General features: G+C 53.1%; 16 protein-coding genes. 13 read left to right on the plus strand and 3 right to left on the minus strand.

Annotated features, from left to right (window positions below; all coding sequences use genetic code 11):
- From OU789_RS04950 to OU789_RS04970, 5 genes are read left to right on the plus strand one after another with little or no spacing between them, the layout of a single operon-like run.
- Entirely contained in the window at positions 1–1,542 is a 1,542-nt protein-coding gene (locus OU789_RS04950; protein WP_274653821.1) for an NADH-quinone oxidoreductase subunit M, read from the plus strand.
- A gap of 11 nt (positions 1,543–1,553) precedes the next feature.
- Positions 1,554–2,993, plus strand: coding sequence for an NADH-quinone oxidoreductase subunit NuoN (gene nuoN, locus OU789_RS04955; RefSeq protein ID WP_274653823.1), 1,440 nt, complete (start codon positions 1,554–1,556; stop codon positions 2,991–2,993).
- Positions 2,983–3,747 carry a biotin--[acetyl-CoA-carboxylase] ligase gene (locus OU789_RS04960; protein WP_274653825.1) on the plus strand — a complete coding sequence of 255 codons (765 nt, stop codon included), beginning with the start codon at positions 2,983–2,985 and terminating at the stop codon, positions 3,745–3,747. Before nuoN ends, OU789_RS04960 begins: the two co-directional genes overlap by 11 nt.
- A 10-nt stretch (positions 3,748–3,757) precedes the next feature.
- Positions 3,758–4,537, plus strand: coding sequence for a type III pantothenate kinase (locus OU789_RS04965; protein ID WP_263953545.1), 780 nt, complete (start codon positions 3,758–3,760; stop codon positions 4,535–4,537).
- A complete protein-coding gene (locus tag OU789_RS04970; RefSeq protein ID WP_274653827.1) occupies positions 4,534–6,210 on the plus strand; it encodes a ribonuclease J in 1,677 nt (558 codons plus the stop codon). The genes OU789_RS04965 and OU789_RS04970 overlap by 4 nt, the downstream gene beginning before the upstream one ends.
- A gap of 70 nt (positions 6,211–6,280) precedes the next feature.
- Here OU789_RS04970 and OU789_RS04975 read toward each other — a convergent pair whose 3' ends face one another.
- Positions 6,281–7,768 (minus strand): DEAD/DEAH box helicase, encoded by a 1,488-nt coding sequence (locus OU789_RS04975; protein ID WP_274653829.1) that lies wholly within the window; start codon positions 7,766–7,768, stop codon positions 6,281–6,283.
- Positions 7,769–8,043: 275 nt separating this feature from the next.
- On the opposite strand from OU789_RS04975, the gene OU789_RS04980 reads away from it, so the two are divergent.
- Positions 8,044–9,180, plus strand: coding sequence for a hypothetical protein (locus tag OU789_RS04980; RefSeq protein WP_274653831.1), 1,137 nt, complete (start codon positions 8,044–8,046; stop codon positions 9,178–9,180).
- Positions 9,181–10,311, plus strand: a complete 1,131-nt coding sequence (locus OU789_RS04985) for a hypothetical protein (protein WP_274653833.1) — start codon at positions 9,181–9,183, stop codon at positions 10,309–10,311.
- 339 nt (positions 10,312–10,650) lie between these two features.
- On the opposite strand, the gene OU789_RS04990 is transcribed toward OU789_RS04985, so the two are convergent.
- Both OU789_RS04990 and OU789_RS04995 read right to left on the minus strand, forming a co-directional pair.
- Positions 10,651–12,258, minus strand: coding sequence for a peptide chain release factor 3 (locus OU789_RS04990; protein ID WP_274653835.1), 1,608 nt, complete (start codon positions 12,256–12,258; stop codon positions 10,651–10,653).
- 128 nt (positions 12,259–12,386) lie between these two features.
- Positions 12,387–13,037, minus strand: coding sequence for a hypothetical protein (locus OU789_RS04995; RefSeq protein WP_274653837.1), 651 nt, complete (start codon positions 13,035–13,037; stop codon positions 12,387–12,389).
- Between the two features lie 285 nt (positions 13,038–13,322).
- On the opposite strand from OU789_RS04995, the gene OU789_RS05000 reads away from it, so the two are divergent.
- The 6 genes from OU789_RS05000 (at position 13,323) to OU789_RS05025 (ending at position 18,404) form a co-directional block, all read left to right on the plus strand.
- Positions 13,323–14,102, plus strand: coding sequence for an SDR family oxidoreductase (locus tag OU789_RS05000; RefSeq protein WP_274653838.1), 780 nt, complete (start codon positions 13,323–13,325; stop codon positions 14,100–14,102).
- Between the two features lie 327 nt (positions 14,103–14,429).
- Positions 14,430–15,485 (plus strand): ABC transporter ATP-binding protein, encoded by a 1,056-nt coding sequence (locus OU789_RS05005; protein ID WP_274654520.1) that lies wholly within the window; start codon positions 14,430–14,432, stop codon positions 15,483–15,485.
- Between the two features lie 264 nt (positions 15,486–15,749).
- Complete coding sequence (gene tatA / locus OU789_RS05010) at positions 15,750–15,962, plus strand: twin-arginine translocase TatA/TatE family subunit (protein ID WP_263953538.1); 213 nt, start codon at positions 15,750–15,752, stop codon at positions 15,960–15,962.
- 27 nt (positions 15,963–15,989) lie between these two features.
- Complete coding sequence (gene tatB, locus OU789_RS05015; RefSeq protein WP_263953537.1) at positions 15,990–16,640, plus strand: Sec-independent protein translocase protein TatB; 651 nt, start codon at positions 15,990–15,992, stop codon at positions 16,638–16,640.
- Complete coding sequence (tatC, locus tag OU789_RS05020) at positions 16,637–17,572, plus strand: twin-arginine translocase subunit TatC (RefSeq protein WP_274653841.1); 936 nt, start codon at positions 16,637–16,639, stop codon at positions 17,570–17,572. Before tatB ends, tatC begins: the two co-directional genes overlap by 4 nt.
- Entirely contained in the window at positions 17,565–18,404 is an 840-nt protein-coding gene (locus OU789_RS05025) for an ATP-binding protein (protein WP_274653843.1), read from the plus strand. Before tatC ends, OU789_RS05025 begins: the two co-directional genes overlap by 8 nt.
- Positions 18,405–18,433: the final 29 nt, after the last annotated feature.

Genomic DNA, 18,433 nt, shown 5'->3' on the forward strand with positions numbered 1-18,433 from the left:
ATGGAAAACCTCCTTTCCATCGTCACATTTATTCCGCTGTTTGGTGCCGTAATCCTTGCGCTCTTCCTGCGCGGCGATGACGAGTTTGCCCAACGAAATACCAAGTGGCTCGCGCTTGCGGCCACGACGATCACATTCCTCGTGAGCCTTGCGATCCTGATGGGCTTTGACGCGAGCGATACCGGTTTCCAGTTTGTTGAAGAAGCCGACTGGATCATGGGCTTTACTTATAAAGTGGGCGTCGATGGCATCTCGGTTCTGTTCGTGATGCTCACCACATTCCTGATGCCGCTGGTCGTTCTGTCCTGCTGGAACGTCAAGACCCGCGTCAAGGAATACATGATCGCGTTCTTGATCCTTGAAACGCTGATGATCGGTGTGTTTGTCGCGCTTGATCTGATCCTGTTCTACGTCTTCTTCGAGGCGGGCCTTATCCCGATGTTCCTGATCATTGGTATCTGGGGTGGCAAGGATCGCATCTATGCTGCGTTCAAGTTCTTCCTTTATACCTTCATCGGCTCGGTGCTGATGCTGGTTGCGATGATCGCCATGTATATGGATGCAGGAACAACCGATATCGTTGCCCTGCTGACGCATGAGTTCAATAGCGAAACCATTAGCATTCTGGGCTTCAGCATCATTGGCGGTGCGCAGACCCTCATGTTCCTCGCGTTCTTTGCGAGCTTTGCAGTCAAGATGCCGATGTGGCCTGTTCATACCTGGCTTCCGGATGCTCACGTTCAAGCGCCGACAGCTGGCTCCGTTGTACTTGCGGCAATCCTGCTGAAAATGGGCGGCTATGGTTTCCTTCGGTTCAGCTTGCCGATGTTCCCAGTGGGTGCAGAGCAGCTTGCCTGTTTCATTCTGATCATCTCGGCAATTGCGATTGTGTTCACAAGCCTCATCGCGCTTGTACAGAACGACATGAAAAAGCTGATTGCCTATTCCTCCGTTGCCCACATGGGCTACGTGACCATGGGTATCTTTGCGGTAAACCAGCAAGGTATCGACGGTGCGATCTTCCAGATGATTAGCCACGGCTTTATTTCCGGCGCGCTCTTCCTCTGTGTGGGCGTGATCTATGATCGGATGCACACACGCGAGATCGATGCCTATGGTGGCCTTGTAAACCGGATGCCGGCCTATGCGCTGATCTTTATGTTCTTCACAATGGCGAACGTCGGCCTGCCGGGTACATCGGGCTTTATTGGTGAATTCCTCGTTATTATGGGCATTTTCCAAGTGAACACATGGATCGCGCTCTTTGCGGCATCGGGTGTTATCTTCTCGGCGGCTTATGCACTCTGGCTCTATCGTCGCGTGGTTATGGGGGACCTCATCAAAGAGAGCCTCAAAACCATCAAGGATATGACAAGCCTCGAAAAGGCGATCTTTGCGCCGCTGGTATTCATGACGCTGCTTCTGGGTGTTTACCCAAGCTTGGTCACCGATATCATCGGCCCCTCGGTCGAGGCGCTTATCACAAACTATAACGCTGCTTTGCCCGCTGTGGTCGAAGCTGCAACTACAGCAACACACTAAGGGTGGGTCCGATGCTCTCTGCAGATATTTCCACTGTTCTTCCGGAACTGATCCTCGCCGTTTCGGCCATGGGCCTCCTGATGTTTGGCGTCTATACCAGCAAGGACAAAGCTGCGCCTTTGATCCTCTGGGCAACGGCGGGTTTGATGGCGGTGCTTGGCCTCTGGATTGCGGTTGCCGGAGACGGCGCGCAAACTGCCTTTAACGGGGCCTTTGTGGACGACGCGTTCTCGCGGTTTGCCAAGGTTGTGATCTTATTCTCTGCGGCGCTGATCCTTATCATGAGTCAGGATTACCTCGCAAAGCAGAACCTGCTGCGTTTTGAGTATCCAATCCTTGTCGCCTTGGCGGTTGTCGGGATGATGATGATGGTCTCCGCGGGCGACCTTCTCGCACTTTATGTCGGCCTAGAGCTACAGTCCCTGTCGCTATACGTGGTTGCCTCCATGAACCGGACATCGGTGAAATCTACTGAAGCAGGTCTGAAATATTTTGTTCTTGGTGCGCTGTCCTCAGGGATGCTGCTTTATGGGGCGTCGTTTGTGTATGGCTATACCGGCACAACGTTGTTCTCTGATATCGTTGCCTCAGTTGAGGGCGAGCACCTGCCAATCGGAATGCTCATCGGTCTCGTGTTCATCATGACGGGCCTCGCGTTCAAAGTTTCCGCCGTTCCATTCCACATGTGGACACCGGATGTTTACGAGGGCGCGCCAACACCGATCACGGCGTTCTTCGCCACTGCTCCGAAAGTGGCCGCGATGGCACTCTTTGCACGTGTTGTGTTTGATGCCTTTGGTGCTACCGTCGGAGATTGGAGCCAGATCGTAGCATTGATTTCTGTGCTGTCGATGTTCCTTGGCTCGATCGCCGCGATTGGCCAAAAGAACATCAAACGCCTGATGGCCTATAGCTCCATCGCTCACATGGGTTTTGCACTTATGGGCCTTGCCGCCGGAACAGAAACCGGTGTTCAGGCGATGCTCATCTATATGACGATCTACGTTACCATGAACCTCGGTACATTCGCGTTCATTCTTTCGCTTGAGAAAGACGGCAAGCCTGTAACCGATATTGCGAGCCTGAACCAATACTCCACTCGCGAGCCCCTACGTGCGCTGGCGCTTCTTGTCCTGATGTTCAGCCTCTCTGGTGTTCCACCAATGCTCGGCTTCTTCGGTAAGTTCTGGGTGCTGAATGCCGCTGTGCAGGGTGGGCTAGTTTGGCTCGCTGTTGCCGGTGTGATTGCGTCTGTGATCGGCGCCTTCTACTACCTGCGCATCGTGTACTACATGTACTTCGGTGAGGAAACTGATCCGCTAGACCGCCCGACATCTCCTGTACTTTGGGGCGTTTTGATGGTGTCTGCTGCGGTAATGGTGCTTGGCATTGTGAATATGTTCGGCGTTGAGGCTATGGCCAAAGCCGCCGCGGTTGCCCTTGTCAACTAATCCAACGGCAAACTGGCCCCATGGATATGGGCGTCAGGTACTTGCCACGTGTGACAGCACATTGAGCGAGGCCGCGCGGCAAGCGTCTGGCCTCGCTGGTCCGACCTGGATCCTCTCACATATGCAAACAGCGGGGCGCGGTCGGCGAGGCCGTGCATGGGCAATGCCAAAGGGCAATTTTGCCGCAACGCTTGCAGTTCGGTTACCTGACCCGCCTGAAACTGTCGCTCTAAGAAGCTTTGTCACCGCGCTTGCGCTCTATGATGCCCTTGTTGCGGCTACGGGGCGGACCGCGCCTTTCGCGCTTAAATGGCCGAATGATGTGCTGCTCAATGGGGGAAAGCTTGCGGGCATCTTGCTTGAAAGCGCTGCCGCACAAGGCGGAGACGTACAGCTATTCATCGGTGTGGGTGTCAACTTGGTGGGCGCGCCAGGCAAGGATGAGGTCGAAGCGGGCGCGGTGCCGCCGGTTGACCTCGTCTCTGAGACCGGTGTTCGGGTGACGCCAGAGGAGTTTCTTGACCTACTTGCCGTCGCTTTCGACAAATATGAGCAACAGTTCCAAACTTACGGCTTCGCCCCAATCCGAGAGGCATGGTTGGCGCGAGCTGCACGCCTTGGCGAAACCATTCGGGCCCGTACCGGCAATCAGGAATGGCATGGAACCTTTGAAACTGTGGACGAACGTGGCAACCTGATCCTCGTAACGGCGGCAGGGCGCATGGCGATTCCGGCTGCGGATGTTTTCTTTTAGGAGGCCTTGAATGCTTCTGGCGATTGATTGCGGCAATACAAATACCGTGTTTTCCATCTGGGACGGCGAGAAATTTCTTGCCACATGGCGCGCCTCGACCGAGCATCAGCGCACCGCCGATCAGTATTACGTCTGGCTTTCTACGCTGATGCAGATGCAAAAACTGGACGTGACGATCACCGAAGTCATCATTTCCTCAACCGTGCCGCGCGTCGTGTTTAACCTGCGTGTGTTCGCTGACCGATATTTCAACACGCGCCCGCTGGTCGTTGGAAAACCAGAATGTGCGCTTCCGGTTGATGTGCGCGTAGATGCGGGAACGGCTGTTGGGCCGGATCGTTTGGTGAATACGGTTGCTGGGTACGATCTCTATGGCGGTGACTTGATCGTGGTCGATTTTGGCACTGCAACAACCTTTGATGTGGTGGCCAGCGATGGTGCCTATATCGGTGGTGTGATTGCGCCCGGGGTCAATCTCAGCCTCGAAGCATTGCACCAAGCAGCAGCTGCTTTGCCCCATGTGGACGTCACCAAACCCGCTAATGTCATAGGTACCAATACGGTCGCCTGTATGCAGTCAGGTGTTTTTTGGGGTTACGTTGGCCTCGTGAACGGGATATGCGAACAGATCAAAGCCGAACGAGACCGCCCGATGCGGGTTATCTCGACCGGCGGACTAGCACCTCTGTTTCAACAGGGGCATGCACTTTTTGACAAATTCGAAGATGATCTCACCATGCATGGTTTGACGGTCATACATAAATATAACAAGGAAAACCCCGCTTTATGAGCAGAGACCGTCTGATCTATCTTCCGCTTGGTGGTGCCGGTGAAATCGGCATGAACACCTATGTTTACGGCTACGGCCCCAAGGGCAAGGAGCGGTTGATCGTCGTCGACATCGGCGTCGCGTTCCCTGATATGGACAGCACGCCAGGCGTAGACCTGATTATGGCCGATGTAACGTGGCTTGAGGAAAACAAAGAGCGTATCGAAGCTGTTTTCATCACCCACGCTCACGAAGACCATATTGGTGGCCTTTCGCATCTTTGGCATCGGCTTGGTCATCCCGTGGTTTATGCGCGCGCCTTTACGGCCCACCACGCCCGCCGCAAAATGGAAGAGCAGGGCGCTGATCCGCAAGAGGTTCATACGGTTTCGCCCTATCCGGAAGTGGTTGAAGCAGGCCCGTTTGCGGTCAGCTTCATGCCCGTTGCGCACTCCATTCCTGAAAGTTCTGGTCTTGTAATTGATACGCCAGCAGGGCGGATTGTTCACACTGGCGATTTCAAGTTGGATGAAACTCCGATTATTGGCGAGCCCTTTAGCCCAGAGCTTTGGGCTGAAATCGCCAAACCTGGCGTGAAGGCGCTGGTTTGTGATTCAACCAACGTATTTTCGCCCAAAGCAGGCCGCTCCGAGAAAACGGTCGGCCCAGAGATTGAACGGCTCGTAAAAGAGGCCAAGGGCATGGTTGTGGCGACGACGTTCGCCAGTAACGTTGCGCGCCTCAAAACGCTTGCTGAAGCAGGCCACAGGGCAGGGCGCTCTGTTGTTTTGCTTGGTCGGGCTATGCGGCGGATGGTGACGGCAGGTGTCGAGACCGGTATTTTGAAGGATTTCCCAACGGTTGTACCCGTTGAAGAAGCGCGCGACATACCGCGCGAGAACCTCATGCTGTTGGCCACCGGATCGCAGGGCGAGCGCCGTGCAGCGGTTGCGCAGCTTTCACGCGGTAAATACCTTGGAATGTCGATGAAAGAAGGCGATCTGCTTCTCTTCTCGTCCAAGACCATTCCCGGCAATGAACGCGGCGTGATCAATATCATGAACGCTTTCTCTGAAATGGGTGTTGATATCGTTGATGACGACGGTGGCCTTTACCATGTGTCCGGTCATGCCAACCGCCCTGATCTGGAGCGGGTTCACGAGATCATGCAACCTCAGATGCTCATCCCGATGCACGGCGAGCACCGCCACTTACGCCAACACGCAAAGCTCGGCGAACAAAAGGGGCTGGCGAGCGTTGTTGCAGTAAATGGTATGATGATCAATCTCTCGGGCAACCGTCCTGAGGTCGTAGAGTATATCGATTCAGGCCGCACCTATCTTGACGGATCGGTGAAGATCGGCGCTTTGGATGGCGTTGTGCGCGAGCGTATTCGCATGGCTCTGAATGGGCATATCATGGTGAGCATTATCATTGACGAAGAGGATTCTCCGCTCGGCGATCCATGGGTCGAGATCATGGGCCTACCGCGCTTTGGGCGAAGCAATGCAGAACTTGTTGATGTTGTCGAAACCGATCTTGGTCACGTGCTAATGCGGATGGACGCCAAAACTTTGGCGGATGATGACAAGATTGAAGACCAAATCCGCAAAGCAGCGCGTCGTTCCGCACAGGACGAGATTGGCAAAAAGCCAGAAGTTACCGTTGTTGTGAGCCGTTTGCTCGAAAACTAAACGATCCCAGCGTACAAAACAAAAAAGGCAGCCAAATGCGGCTGCCTTTTTTGTTTGCTGATTGAGTGTGTTAGCTTGCCGCGCGGCGCTCGTCAAAGCTCATCGCAATAAAGCCGGGCATGTGATCGCCCATGCCGACAACGCCGTTATCTCCACGGTTTTTGTCGTTGCGGCCACGGCCACGCTGGGACTCGCGAGCAGGCTTTTTGCTACGGTTGTCGCTTTGATTGTCTTTTTGTTTGTCAGACTTCTCAGAAGCAGTTTTCTCTGTCTGCACTGTTTCTGTTGCTGCGTTGTTGTCACTTGCTTCAACAGGTTTCGCCGCGGTCTCTTCAGATTTATCGCTCTTACGACGACGACCACGCTTCGGCTTTTCTTCGGAGGCATCCTTTGCCTCTTCCACAGGCGTAGCAATCGGGTTTTCTAGGCGTGGAATTTCTTGCTTCACCAATTTCTCGATATCAGCGAGGTTCTTCTCGTCTTGAGGCGAGCAAATCATGAATGCCTTGCCCTTCCGCCCCGCGCGACCTGTTCGGCCAATACGGTGAACGTAATCTTCGGCATGGCTCGGAACGTCGAAGTTGAACACGTGGCTCACGGCCGGAATATCAAGTCCGCGCGCAGCAACGTCTGATGCGCAGAGGAAACGAAGATCTCCATCGCGGAAGCCTTGAAGAACTTCCATACGCTTGGATTGATCAAGGTCGCCGTGGATTGGCTCTGCGTTATAGCCATGCTTTTTCAAAGACTTAGCAACAATATCAACATCGCGCTTGCGGTTACAGAAAACAATGGCGTTTGAGCAGCCTTCGCCTTCTTGCTCCACAATTGAACGCAGGATATCGCGTTTTTCCTTAGCGGTACGATCCTTACGGCTTGGCTTCATCAGCACAACGCCTTGCTCGATATTCTCGCTCGTCGTCGCGGCACGTGCCACTTCAATTTTGGCAGGAGCCGATAGGAATGTGTTGGTGATCCGCTCGATTTCCGGTGCCATAGTGGCCGAGAAAAACAGTGTTTGGCGGGTAAATGGCGTGAGGCTGAAGATGCGTTCGATATCGGGGATAAAGCCCATATCAAGCATCCGGTCTGCTTCGTCCACAACCATGATCTGAACGCCCGTGAGGAGCAGCTTGCCGCGCTCGAAATGATCAAGCAGACGACCAGGTGTTGCGATCAAAACGTCAACGCCGCGATCAATCAGCATGTCTTGTTCTTTGAAAGATACGCCGCCAATCAGCAATGCTTTGGTCAGGCGCGTCCCCTTTGCGTAGATGTCAAAGTTTTCCGCAACCTGCGCGGCCAACTCACGTGTGGGGGCGAGTACAAGGCTACGCGGCATACGGGCGCGCGCGCGGCCTTTTGACAGCATGGTAATCATCGGCAGCGTAAAGCTCGCAGTCTTACCAGTACCTGTTTGCGCGATCCCCAAAACATCGCGTCCTTCGAGAGCAGGGGGAATCGCACCCGCCTGAATTGGGGTCGGAGTATCATATCCGGCGGCCGTAACGGCCTTGAGAACCTTGGGATCAAGTTTCAAATCTGAGAATTTAGTCATGTATGTCCATCATTTACGGTATCGGACCGTAAGGTTGAGGGACGCAGAGTTCCAGAGCGTCCCGGCGGTGGTCTCTGCAGCATGCAGATGCGCCAATCCAATAGCCCAGATCGGGCTCTGGGTCAACTTGAGCGCAGTATTTGCCTGAAATTGTTAAATATATCGCCTGTTTTTACGGTCTGAGTGGCTAATTTTCACCTAGCCTTCTGAACTTGGCCGGCCTTGTTTCGGATGTTTGCCTATGGTAGCGGGCGTCCAACTAAGAGGGGCGAAGAATGCAGCACCACCAAATTTACGATCTGGTTGACTTGAACCTCGCTGAGTTCTCCACGCAACGTCGTGAGATTGAAGGCATTTCGGAGTTTCGCGACAATCCTGATTACAAACATTTTGACGCGACACAACTATTCTATGATTGCGTCTTGTCACCAGACGGGAAATCTTTGCGCTTTACTGCGCCATTGTTCGGCAGTTTTTGGGATGTATTCAGGGCTGGCATTCGGATCGATGGTGAACCGGTTTCAAGACTTAAACGGGTTTCAATTCCGCGCACCAATTCGCCCCGTTGTGAACTGGTCGAAGTGCCGTGGAGAGAGGGCAGCCAGCTTTCCTTTGTTATTGACGGTCAATCGATTCCGATTACGCCACGAGGCTCGGCAGCTAACGCGTTCAAAGGACGGAATGCGCTACTTTGTGTAAGCAAAAACAATGATCTAAGTTGGATCAGGGATTGGACGCAGTTCCATGCCAATGCCCACGGTGCGGACGCAGTGGTGCTGTTTGATAACGGTTCTGATGCCTATCGCCTTGAAGATATTAGCGCTTGTTTGGCGGAAGTTGACGGTATTGACGTAAGCGCCGTTGTGCGCGCGCCGTTTGAATACGGTCGGCAGTTAAAGAAACCTTTCAAGCTGAATACCAAGTTCTTTCAGGTCGGAATGCTCAACCTCGCGCGCCGCGATTTTCTTGCTCAATCCAGAGCGGTTTTAAGCATTGATATCGACGAGATGGTTATGCGGGGCAAAAAAAGCATATTTGATGTGGCCTGTCGCAGTCCGTTCGGAATGGTTTCGACACGTGGAAAATGGGTTTTCCCGGACCCAAAGCTCGATTTACCCCTTCCGCACAATGCAAATGTGTACCTCCCCGAACGCTATTTTGCACAGCCCAAATGGTGTGCTACACCGAATGGGTTGTTGAGCCGAATTGGTTGGGATGTGCATGCTGTTGGAGCGCGTTTTGAAGGTTTAGGGCGCGTATGGCCGCGAAATGAATGGCACGTTCACTGCGCCGGGACGACAACATCGTGGAAGTCATGGTCGCGTCGCTTCAAGAAGAACAATGACCTGACATTTTGCGAAGCGGTCGCAAATCAATGGGACGCTTGTCTTGGAAACGGCCAAGGAAAGTAGATGGAGAGTACAAACGTAATTGACCTAGCTTCATTTGATATCTCGTTGTTTACAGATGAACGTCGAGTTATCCCCAATCTGGAGCTGTTTTTAGGTCATCCTGAACTTGTGCACTTTGATGACACCACGCTATTTTACGATTGCGTTGTATCACCTTGCGGACGAAAACTACTTTTTACAGCACCTTTTTTTGGCAGTTTTTGGGAGCTGTTTTCTAGCTCAATAAGAATTGATGACACGCCAGTCGGGAGTATAAAACGAACTATATTACCTCTAGGCAGCACTCCACGCTGTGACTTAGTAGAAGTGCCGTGGGCTCGGGGCGCGAAACTAAGTTTTATTATAAATAATCAGAAAATTGAGTACTTTCCTCGACCTTCCGCAGCAAACTTGATTGGAAAGCGCAACTCGTTAGTTTGTGTTAATAAAAATAACAGCTTGGATTGGATCGGTGACTGGGTGAGTTATCATGTGTTGCGTCACCGCGCCGAAGCAGTCGTGATTTTCGATAATGGCTCGGACGCGTATTCCGTTCATGACATTGCTGACACGCTTTCAAATGTCTCTGGTTTGAGCAGTTTTCTCGTCGTTAAGGCGCCATTCAAATATGGACGAGTAATTGCTCGTTCAGGTACGTCAATCAAGTATAAGTACTTTCAAATCTCAATGCTGAACATTGCGCGTCGAGATATTCTGGCTCTGTCTCCAGCGGTATTGAATGTCGACATTGACGAGTTAGTTATGGGGAAAAGTAGGAGTATTTTCAGGGCTACGCGGCAAAACCCAATTGGAGCAATCTCATTTCCTGGTAAGTGGGTTTTTCCTGGCTCGGAGGTAAAGCAGTCATCGCCGCACCGAGAGCACGTTTTTACATCTACAACGGGGTCGTGTCATCGTAAGTGGTGCGCAAATCCCAATAGTTTTCTGAGCCGGTTGGGGTGGGATGTGCATGCTGTAGGTGGTCGATTCGAAAATTTAGCAAAGATAGCAAGATTTGAGTTTTGGCATGCGCATTGCGCTGGAACTACGACATCCTGGAAGCCGACTTCTAAAAGATTCTCTCCCGATGACAGTTTACGCTTTTCCTGCGAACTCGCCAATCTATGGAGAGAATATCTTCCACCTAAGTAGAAAGAAATAAATGGTGCCTTGGGCCTATGTGTTTCATTTTTTAAAGCCCGAGTTCCTCGGGTAAGATGTTTGTTTCTTGCTCTTGTTATAACTTTTGACGATTACAAAGCCGAAGTTCCTTCGGACGTAGAAAACCTTGTTTTTCGAGGTGATCGAACCATCTCAACGGTACTGAAATCGGGGCTAGAAAAGGGTGTTCGCCGCTTTCGGCACGGGAAGGTAAGCAAACTTCTTCTCACGGTCATATAGAACGGGGGGATCGAATGGTTCGTTCTTTTTGAACAGAAGCTTGATGTAAAGCTCCGCAGCCCTGAGATAGTGTTTGCTTGGCCTCATACCCTATACCATCATCTCTTTCGTAGCTGTCAGCTTCACGTCTGGATAGTCTCGCTCGATACGGTCGATGTCCCACTGTAGACGCGTCAGATAGACGATGTCACCATCATGGTCCCGCGCGATGTGTTGTTTGTTGGCAGCTTCAAACTTGTCGACAGCGGTTTTCTCGCCCGCAACCCAACGGGCAGATGTAAATTGGCTCGGCTCGAAACGAACGGGAAGGCCATATTCCATTTCGATCCGGCTGGCGAGGACTTCGAATTGGAGTGCGCCGACAACGCCGACGATGAAGCCCGAGCCAAAAGTTGGCTTGAAGACTTTTGCCGCGCCTTCTTCTGCAAACTGCATGAGAGCTTTTTCGAGGTGCTTGCCTTTGAGTGGGTCGCCAGAACGTACGCCTTGCAGGAGTTCGGGCGCAAAGCTTGGGATGCCGGTTGCGCGGATTTGTTCGCCTTCGGTCAATGTGTCGCCGATGCGCAATTGGCCGTGGTTTGGAATCCCGATGATATCACCTGCCCATGCTTCTTCGGCCAGTTCGCGATCGCTTGCGAGGAAGAGGACAGGGTTGCTGATTGCCATCGGCTTTTTACTGCGGACATGTGTGAGTTTCATGCCGCGTTTGAAATGCCCTGATGCAAGGCGGACAAAGGCCACGCGGTCGCGGTGTTTTGGGTCCATGTTGGCCTGCACCTTGAAAACAAAACCCGCGACTTTCTTCTCGTCCGGTGCAACAGGGCGTGGTGAGGCGGATTGGGGCTGTGGCTCTGGGCCATAGTTGGCAATACCGTCCATCAACTCCTTAACACCAAAGCTGTTGATCGCAGAGCCAAACCAAATTGGCGTCATTGTGCCTTCGAGCATCGCTTGGTGGTCAAGCGCAGGCAGAAGTTCGCGGGCCATCTCGACTTCTTCACGAAGTTTTTCGAGCAGGTCAGCTGGGACGTGTTCTTCAAGGAGAGGATCATCAAGACCCTTGATCTCAATGCTCTCGGCGACCTTGTTCCGGTCCGCACGGTCCATGAGCTCAAGTCGGTCGCGAAGCATATCGTAACAGCCAAGAAAATCGCGGCCCATCCCAATCGGCCAGCTTGCCGGCGTTACATCGATTGCAAGGTTCTCTTGGATTTCATCAATGATATCAAACGTGTCGCGGCTCTCTCGGTCCATCTTGTTACAGAATGTCAGGATCGGCAGGTCGCGCATGCGGCAAACTTCAAAGAGTTTTTGCGTCTGGCTCTCAATCCCTTTCGCGCCATCGATCACCATAACGGCGGCATCAACAGCGGTCAGCGTACGATAGGTATCTTCGGAGAAATCCGAGTGGCCGGGGGTATCAACCAGATTGAATCGGTAGGGGCCGAAATCAAACGACATGGCCGAGGCGGAAACGGAAATGCCGCGGTCTTTTTCCATTTGCATAAAGTCAGAGCGCGTGCGGCGCGCTTCGCCTTTCGCGCGCACTTGGCCAGCCATCTGAATAGCGCCACCGAAAAGAAGGAACTTTTCGGTTAGCGTGGTTTTCCCTGCGTCTGGGTGGGAAATAATCGCGAATGTGCGGCGGCGCGCAATCTCTTTGGGGAGATCGGACTTTATGGAAAGTTGCTCTGTCATGGCGGCGGTATACTCGCGTGCGAATGGCCGCGCAATGGGGTGTTGCAGCCCTGAACACATGTAGCGCCTGTTGAATGCAAATCTATTCCCTAAGGCCATGGCAATAGGGCTATAGATGTTGATTGAAACTAGTTTTTAAAACTGCTTGTGGACTGAATATCCCGCAGCGACGCGAGTACATAATTCGGAACTGTGTCAATCGACCGATTTTGCGGCGCTTCGTTTAGTCGACCAGAAGGAGCGGCGCCTTTGCGCTCGGCGTTTCGTGCTCTGCGCGCCTGAGAGTTCGCGGTATTGGCGATGAGGTCCTCGACGTCAACTTCACGGTGGATTTCGATCAGCCGATACTCTTTGTCGTCAAGTAGGGGAGCGAACGGAAGAATGAAAATATTCTCGAGCATCATGTTGGCCGGATTTACCTCGGCAAGTACGAGCGCCTCTACGCAATCTGCATCTGATGTCATTAGAGTAACTTTGCTGTCGAGAAAAATCTGGCCCTTCCGGCCTGTCGCTGACTGCTTTTCGGAGATCGTAAATGTGGCCTGATCCGTCATGCCGATTTCGATCTCGACCGGTGCGCACCCTTTGACCAGCTTGTATTCATCATCAAGACAAAGAGCGGCGCCATCAGCGAAGGGCTCATTGTAATTCACACCGCTTACCGCGATGAATTCGATTGATTGATATACGATGAATGATTGGCTTGGAAGATCTCGTGAAGTTGCCTGATACGCGCCGCGGGTGTTGACTTGAGGCGGGGTAATGGAGGCAATCTTCATATTCTAATCCTTAGATACCGTTTACTCGGTGAACCACATACTTAGAAACTTACGCGTCGTACATACACACTCTTGAGAGTTTACGACCCGACACGTTAAATATGTCTTTTCACATGGCGACATTAAGGCCAAACACCGTCAAAACTTAGGGTTTACGTAGCGTTAATCTCAAAAAAATGAGGCGTGTTGTTTATTAAGCATAAGATTTTGGAGCGGCCGACAACTTACGGTTTAACCCAGTCATCACTATGCTACATTAACGCGGAATTCAGACAGGAGAATGCAATGGATATGGGAATTTCAGGCAAGCGCGCTTTGGTGTGTGCTTCATCCAAAGGTCTTGGCCGCGGATGTGCCGAAGCTTTGGCTGCAGAGGGGGTTAATCTTGTACTGAACGCGCGTACCGAAGGGCCGCTCGAAAAAACTGCTCAGGAACTGCGCGACAAATATGGCGTGGATGTCGTGGCAATTGCGGCTGACATTACGAGCGAAGAAGGGCGGAATAAGGTCCTCGCGGAAGCTGCCGATGTTGATATCCTCGTAACAAACGCGGGCGGTCCGCCTCCGGGAATGTGGTCCGATTGGGAGCGCGAGGATTTCATCAAAGCGATCGACGCTAACATGCTTACACCGATTGCGTTGATGAAAGCGCTGCTTCCCAAGATGATCGAGAAGGGATGGGGGCGTGTTGTCAACATCACCAGCCAATCGGTCAAATCTCCGATTGCGGTACTTGGTTTGTCAAACTCAGCGCGTGCAGGACTTACTGGTTATGTTGCGGGGACATCTCGTCAGGTTGCGCCGCATGGCGTTGTGATTAACAACTTGCTGCCCGGAATTCACGCAACAGACCGCGCTGCGAGTCTTGACCAAGGTGTGGCCGATGCTCAGGGCATTTCAGTTGAGGAAGCTGCAGCGCAACGTGCGGAAACTTTGCCAACGCGCCGCTACGGTACTGCCGAAGAGTTTGGCGCGACTTGCGCATTCATGTGCAGCCAGTACGCAGGCAACATGATCGGCCAGAATGTGCTGCTTGATGGCGGCGCGATGAACTCGACAATGTAACTATACCTATTTGGCCGCAGGGAAGTGTTCTCTGCGGCCATACCGTGCAACCGTGTGCCGAAAGCAGGTCGTCGGGGTTGCCGAGGTCTGGGGGGGGTGCTATCCCGAGGATTGCGGATCATTCTGACCGTTTATATCGGATAAGGCGCGCACGTGACCAAAGATCAAAAGATTTCCTCGGACTCGATTGCTTCTGAAGATCTGCTGCATTCTGCTACGGGTGCGCAGGTATCCACTATTGCTAGTCCCGCTGGCTCAGAAACGGCAGAGCCTCTCACGCGCGAAAATCCGGACGCGCAACTTCATTCTCAAACGCCACGCCTAGAGATACGAAACATCGTTCGCGAATTTGGTGGGCGACGGGTTGTAGATAACGTGTCGCTCAAAGTGATGCCGGGTCAGGTGACCTGCCTTCTCGGGCCGTCGGGGTGCGGAAAATCAACGACACTGCGGATTATCGCGGGCGTGGATATGCAGGATTCCGGTGAAATTTATGTAGACAATAAACTTGTCTGCGACACGGTTTATCGCGTCCCTCCAGAACGCCGCTCGATCGGGCTGATGTTTCAGGATTTTGCACTGTTCCCCCATCTGACTGTGGGGCAGAACGTTGCCTTCGGGTTGGATGGTCCTAAAGACGAAACCCGCGCGCGGGTCGAGGAATTGCTCGGCCGCGTCGGTTTGCTGCATTTCATTGATAGCCACCCCCACGAGCTCTCTGGCGGCGAGCAGCAACGCGTGGCGCTCGCCCGCGCTCTTGCGCCGCGACCGTCTATCATGCTCATGGACGAGCCGTTTTCCGGCCTCGATAACCGCCTACGTGATGATATCCGCGATGAAACCCTCGCGGTTCTTAAAGAAGAAGGAGCGGCGGTATTGCTGGTTACGCATGAGCCTGACGAAGCTATGCGCATGGCGGACCAAATCGCGCTGATGCGCAATGGCGAGATCGTACAATTGGGCGCGCCCTACAATATCTATAACCGCCCCGTTGATCTTGAGGCTGCGCGCTTCTTTAGTGATATCAATGTGATACGCGGGAAAGTTAAAGGCGCGCTCTGCGAGACACCATTTGGTCAGTTCCTCGCTCCGGGTAAACCTGATGACACGATGCTTGATATTGCAATTCGACCACAGCACCTGCGCATTGACTTTGATCGCGGCGGCAAGGGGCCGAACCCAACCTCGATCGACGGAACGCCAGCGCGTGGCATTGTGACACGAGCACGCTTTATGGGCCGTGAAAGCATTGTTGAGTTTCAAATGGATTATGACGGCTCTACGCTGCGTGCAACGGTTCCATCGGTGTTTTTGCCGCGTGTCGGCACCGCGCTTTGGCTTATGATCCGTCGCGACCGGTGCTTTGTGTTCAACGCGGAGTGACGCCAAAAATAGCGTCTGCGGCATTTTCATGCTCTTCACGCCAAGGTGCCGCAAGCGACATCCGCTCGCTTGTTGCGGGTAAATTCCCTGTTGTTTGCTGAAAATCACGCCGAATTCTTTGCCCTGCGACAACAAAGCGGGGGATTCTGCGTAAAAACATCACAAATCGGTGCGATTGGGTATTTGAAACCCCGCCTCAAACCAATAGATACAGTAGGGAAACTATGACGGCGGGGCGCGTTGCCCTGTCTTGGGAGAAAGAAAATGCTGAATAATATTGGTTTGCCGGGTCTGCTGCTGATCGCTGTTGTTGTCTTGGTCTTGTTTGGCCGTGGCAAGATCTCGTCCCTGATGGGCGAAGTTGGCAAGGGCATCACCAGCTTCAAAAAAGGCATCAATGAAGGTCAGAAAGAACTGGAAGACACCGCAGATGTTGCGCGCGACGTAACCCCTGAGTCTGAAAAAGACAAAGCCTGATCTTTTCCAGATTGTTAGGATGTCCTGATGTTTGATATCGGCTGGAGCGAATTGCTTGTGGTCGGGGTTGTGTCCTTGATCGTGGTCGGCCCCAAAGACCTTCCCGGAATGTTCCGAACGGTTGGCCGGTTTACTGGTAAAGCGCGGGGCATGGCGCGTGAATTCCAGTCGGCTATGAACGACGCGGCGGATTCCGCCGGCGTTGCTGATGTGGCCAAAGACCTCAAAAACGTGACGTCGAAAAAGAGCCTCGGCCTTGATCAACTTGATGGCGTTGCCAAGCGGTTTGAGGACTGGAGCCCGGGCGAGAATAAGGGCAACAACAAACCCGAAAGCGTAGCGGCAAAAGCCAAGCCAGGATCCGAAACAGCCAAGCTGTCTGAAGAGCGTACTGAAGCTAGCAAGAAGATTCAGGAAGCGACTGCGAAAAAGGCTCTAGAGCGGAAAGCTGCGGAAGAAGCTGCTGCGAAGGCCGCCGAGGATGCGGCCAAGGCAACGGATGAGGCGGCAAAGCCAGCCAAGACACCAGCAGCGAAAAAGCCTGCCGCCAAGAAACCGGCGGCGAAGAAAACCGCTGCTAAAAAGCCCGCAGCCAAATCAACGCCCAAAACGAAAGCCGCGGCGAAACCCGCTGCCAAGAAGGCCACCAAGGCCAAGAGCACAGGCAAAACAACATGAGCGACTCGGTCGAAGACAGCTCCGCCCCGTTAATCGAACACCTTACTGAGCTACGTACACGGTTAATCCGGTCAGTTATTGCGTTTCTGGTTGGTATGGTTCTGGTATTTATTGTTGCCGAACCGATCCTGAACTTCCTTGCGCAGCCCATCGCAGATGTTCTTCGCGCGCGTGGTGAAAACCCGCAATTGATCTTCACTGCGCCACAAGAGAAGTTCTTTGTGTTGATCCGAATTTCGGTGATTGGCGGTTTTGCCGTTTCATTCCCTGTGATTGCCTATCAACTTTGGCGGTTCATCGCGCCGGGGCTATACAAAAACGAACAAAACGCGTTCCTGCCGTTTATCTTTGCGTCCCCTGTAATGTTCCTTCTGGGAGCAACCTTCGCCCACTACGTGGTGACACCATTGGCGATGAACTTCTTTATCGGCTTCTCTGATGCGATCCCAACACTTGCGCGGATGCTCACAGGAGAGGGCGTTGGTGAAGTGACCGAAGACTCCGAGTTGCGGACTGTGTTTCTTGGGTCGGTGCGCGAAAGCTTGAACTTGTCGCTCAAATTTATTCTGGCATTCGGACTGTGTTTCCAGCTTCCCGTTTTGCTGACACTTATGGGCAAAGCGGGGCTTGTTTCGGCGCGTGGTTTGAAGGGCGTGCGGAAATATGCGGTCGTTGGCATCCTGCTCGTTGCCGCACTTGTGACACCTCCGGATGTTGTCACCCAGCTTATCCTGTTCACAGTTGTTTACGGCCTCTATGAGGTGTCGATCTTGCTTGTTTCCCGTGTTGAGAAACAGCGTGAAGCCTATCTCAAGGCTGAAGGTCTTTGGGATGAGGATATCCACGGTGATGGCGCCTTTGAGGATGACGACGAAGAAGACGAGCGTGACGGGCGAGGCACCAAAGATGACGGAAAAGCAGCCGATGAATAACGTTGATTTGCGCCGCATCGCCGATGCACTTGAGCGTATGTCTCCGGCCCCGGCAGGTGCTCCCGATTTTTCCGAGGCGGATGCTTTCGTCTGGCATGTTGCGCCTGATCGGCTCGCGCCAGTGCCAGACGTCAATCGCGTGGACTTGTCGCTTCTTGTGGGCATCAACCGCTCGCGTGACACGCTTCTCGAAAATACCTTGCAGTTCGCACGCGGGCTTCCGGCAAACAATGCGCTCCTATGGGGCGCCCGTGGTATGGGTAAGTCGAGCCTTGTGAAATCCATTCATGCCGAGGTTCTGCGCCAGGGGCTTGGCCTTAAGATCGTTGAAGTTCAGCGTGAAGATTTGCCAAGCATTGGCCGCTTGCTCTCACTGCTGCGCGCCTCGTCAGAACGCTTCCTTCTGTTTTGCGACGACCTGAGCTTCTCGCATGATGACCAGCACTACAAATCGCTCAAAGCGGTGTTGGATGGAGGCATCGAAGGACGGCCAGAGAATGTTGTGTTCTACGCCACTTCGAACCGCCGTCACCTGATGCCACGTGACATGATCGAAAACGAACGTAGCTCTTCCATCAACCCATCTGAGGCTGTTGAGGAGAAGGTGTCGCTCTCGGATCGGTTTGGTCTGTGGCTCGGGTTCCATCCATGTTCGCAGGATGAGTACCTCGATATGATCCGTGGCTATTGCAAGGAATACGGCATCGAGATTGACGAGGACACACTCTGGGCAGAGGCGATCGAATGGCAAGCCACACGAGGAAGCCGTTCGGGGCGCGTTGCATGGCAATACTTTACCGATCTCGCAGGGCGCAGAGGCGTTTCGCTCTAAGCTCGTTTTACACTCTCAAATACAAAAAG

This window comes from Halocynthiibacter sp. C4 (assembly GCF_028823805.1).
GTDB lineage: Bacteria > Pseudomonadota > Alphaproteobacteria > Rhodobacterales > Rhodobacteraceae > Falsihalocynthiibacter > Falsihalocynthiibacter halioticoli.

What these genes read in the sequence shown, in the direction of transcription:
- OU789_RS04950 (WP_274653821.1), top strand. Translation starts at nt 1, where the DNA reads ATGGAAAACCTCCTTTCCATCGTCACATTTATTCCGCTGTTTGGTGCC.
- nuoN (WP_274653823.1), top strand. Translation starts at nt 1,554, where the DNA reads ATGCTCTCTGCAGATATTTCCACTGTTCTTCCGGAACTGATCCTCGCC.
- OU789_RS04965 (WP_263953545.1), top strand. Translation starts at nt 3,758, where the DNA reads ATGCTTCTGGCGATTGATTGCGGCAATACAAATACCGTGTTTTCCATC.
- OU789_RS04970 (WP_274653827.1), top strand. Translation starts at nt 4,534, where the DNA reads ATGAGCAGAGACCGTCTGATCTATCTTCCGCTTGGTGGTGCCGGTGAA.
- OU789_RS04975 (WP_274653829.1), bottom strand. Translation starts at nt 7,768, where the DNA reads ATGACTAAATTCTCAGATTTGAAACTTGATCCCAAGGTTCTCAAGGCC.
- OU789_RS04980 (WP_274653831.1), top strand. Translation starts at nt 8,044, where the DNA reads ATGCAGCACCACCAAATTTACGATCTGGTTGACTTGAACCTCGCTGAG.
- OU789_RS04985 (WP_274653833.1), top strand. Translation starts at nt 9,181, where the DNA reads ATGGAGAGTACAAACGTAATTGACCTAGCTTCATTTGATATCTCGTTG.
- OU789_RS04990 (WP_274653835.1), bottom strand. Translation starts at nt 12,258, where the DNA reads ATGACAGAGCAACTTTCCATAAAGTCCGATCTCCCCAAAGAGATTGCG.
- OU789_RS04995 (WP_274653837.1), bottom strand. Translation starts at nt 13,037, where the DNA reads ATGAAGATTGCCTCCATTACCCCGCCTCAAGTCAACACCCGCGGCGCG.
- OU789_RS05000 (WP_274653838.1), top strand. Translation starts at nt 13,323, where the DNA reads ATGGATATGGGAATTTCAGGCAAGCGCGCTTTGGTGTGTGCTTCATCC.
- tatA (WP_263953538.1), top strand. Translation starts at nt 15,750, where the DNA reads ATGCTGAATAATATTGGTTTGCCGGGTCTGCTGCTGATCGCTGTTGTT.
- tatB (WP_263953537.1), top strand. Translation starts at nt 15,990, where the DNA reads ATGTTTGATATCGGCTGGAGCGAATTGCTTGTGGTCGGGGTTGTGTCC.
- tatC (WP_274653841.1), top strand. Translation starts at nt 16,637, where the DNA reads ATGAGCGACTCGGTCGAAGACAGCTCCGCCCCGTTAATCGAACACCTT.
- OU789_RS05025 (WP_274653843.1), top strand. Translation starts at nt 17,565, where the DNA reads ATGAATAACGTTGATTTGCGCCGCATCGCCGATGCACTTGAGCGTATG.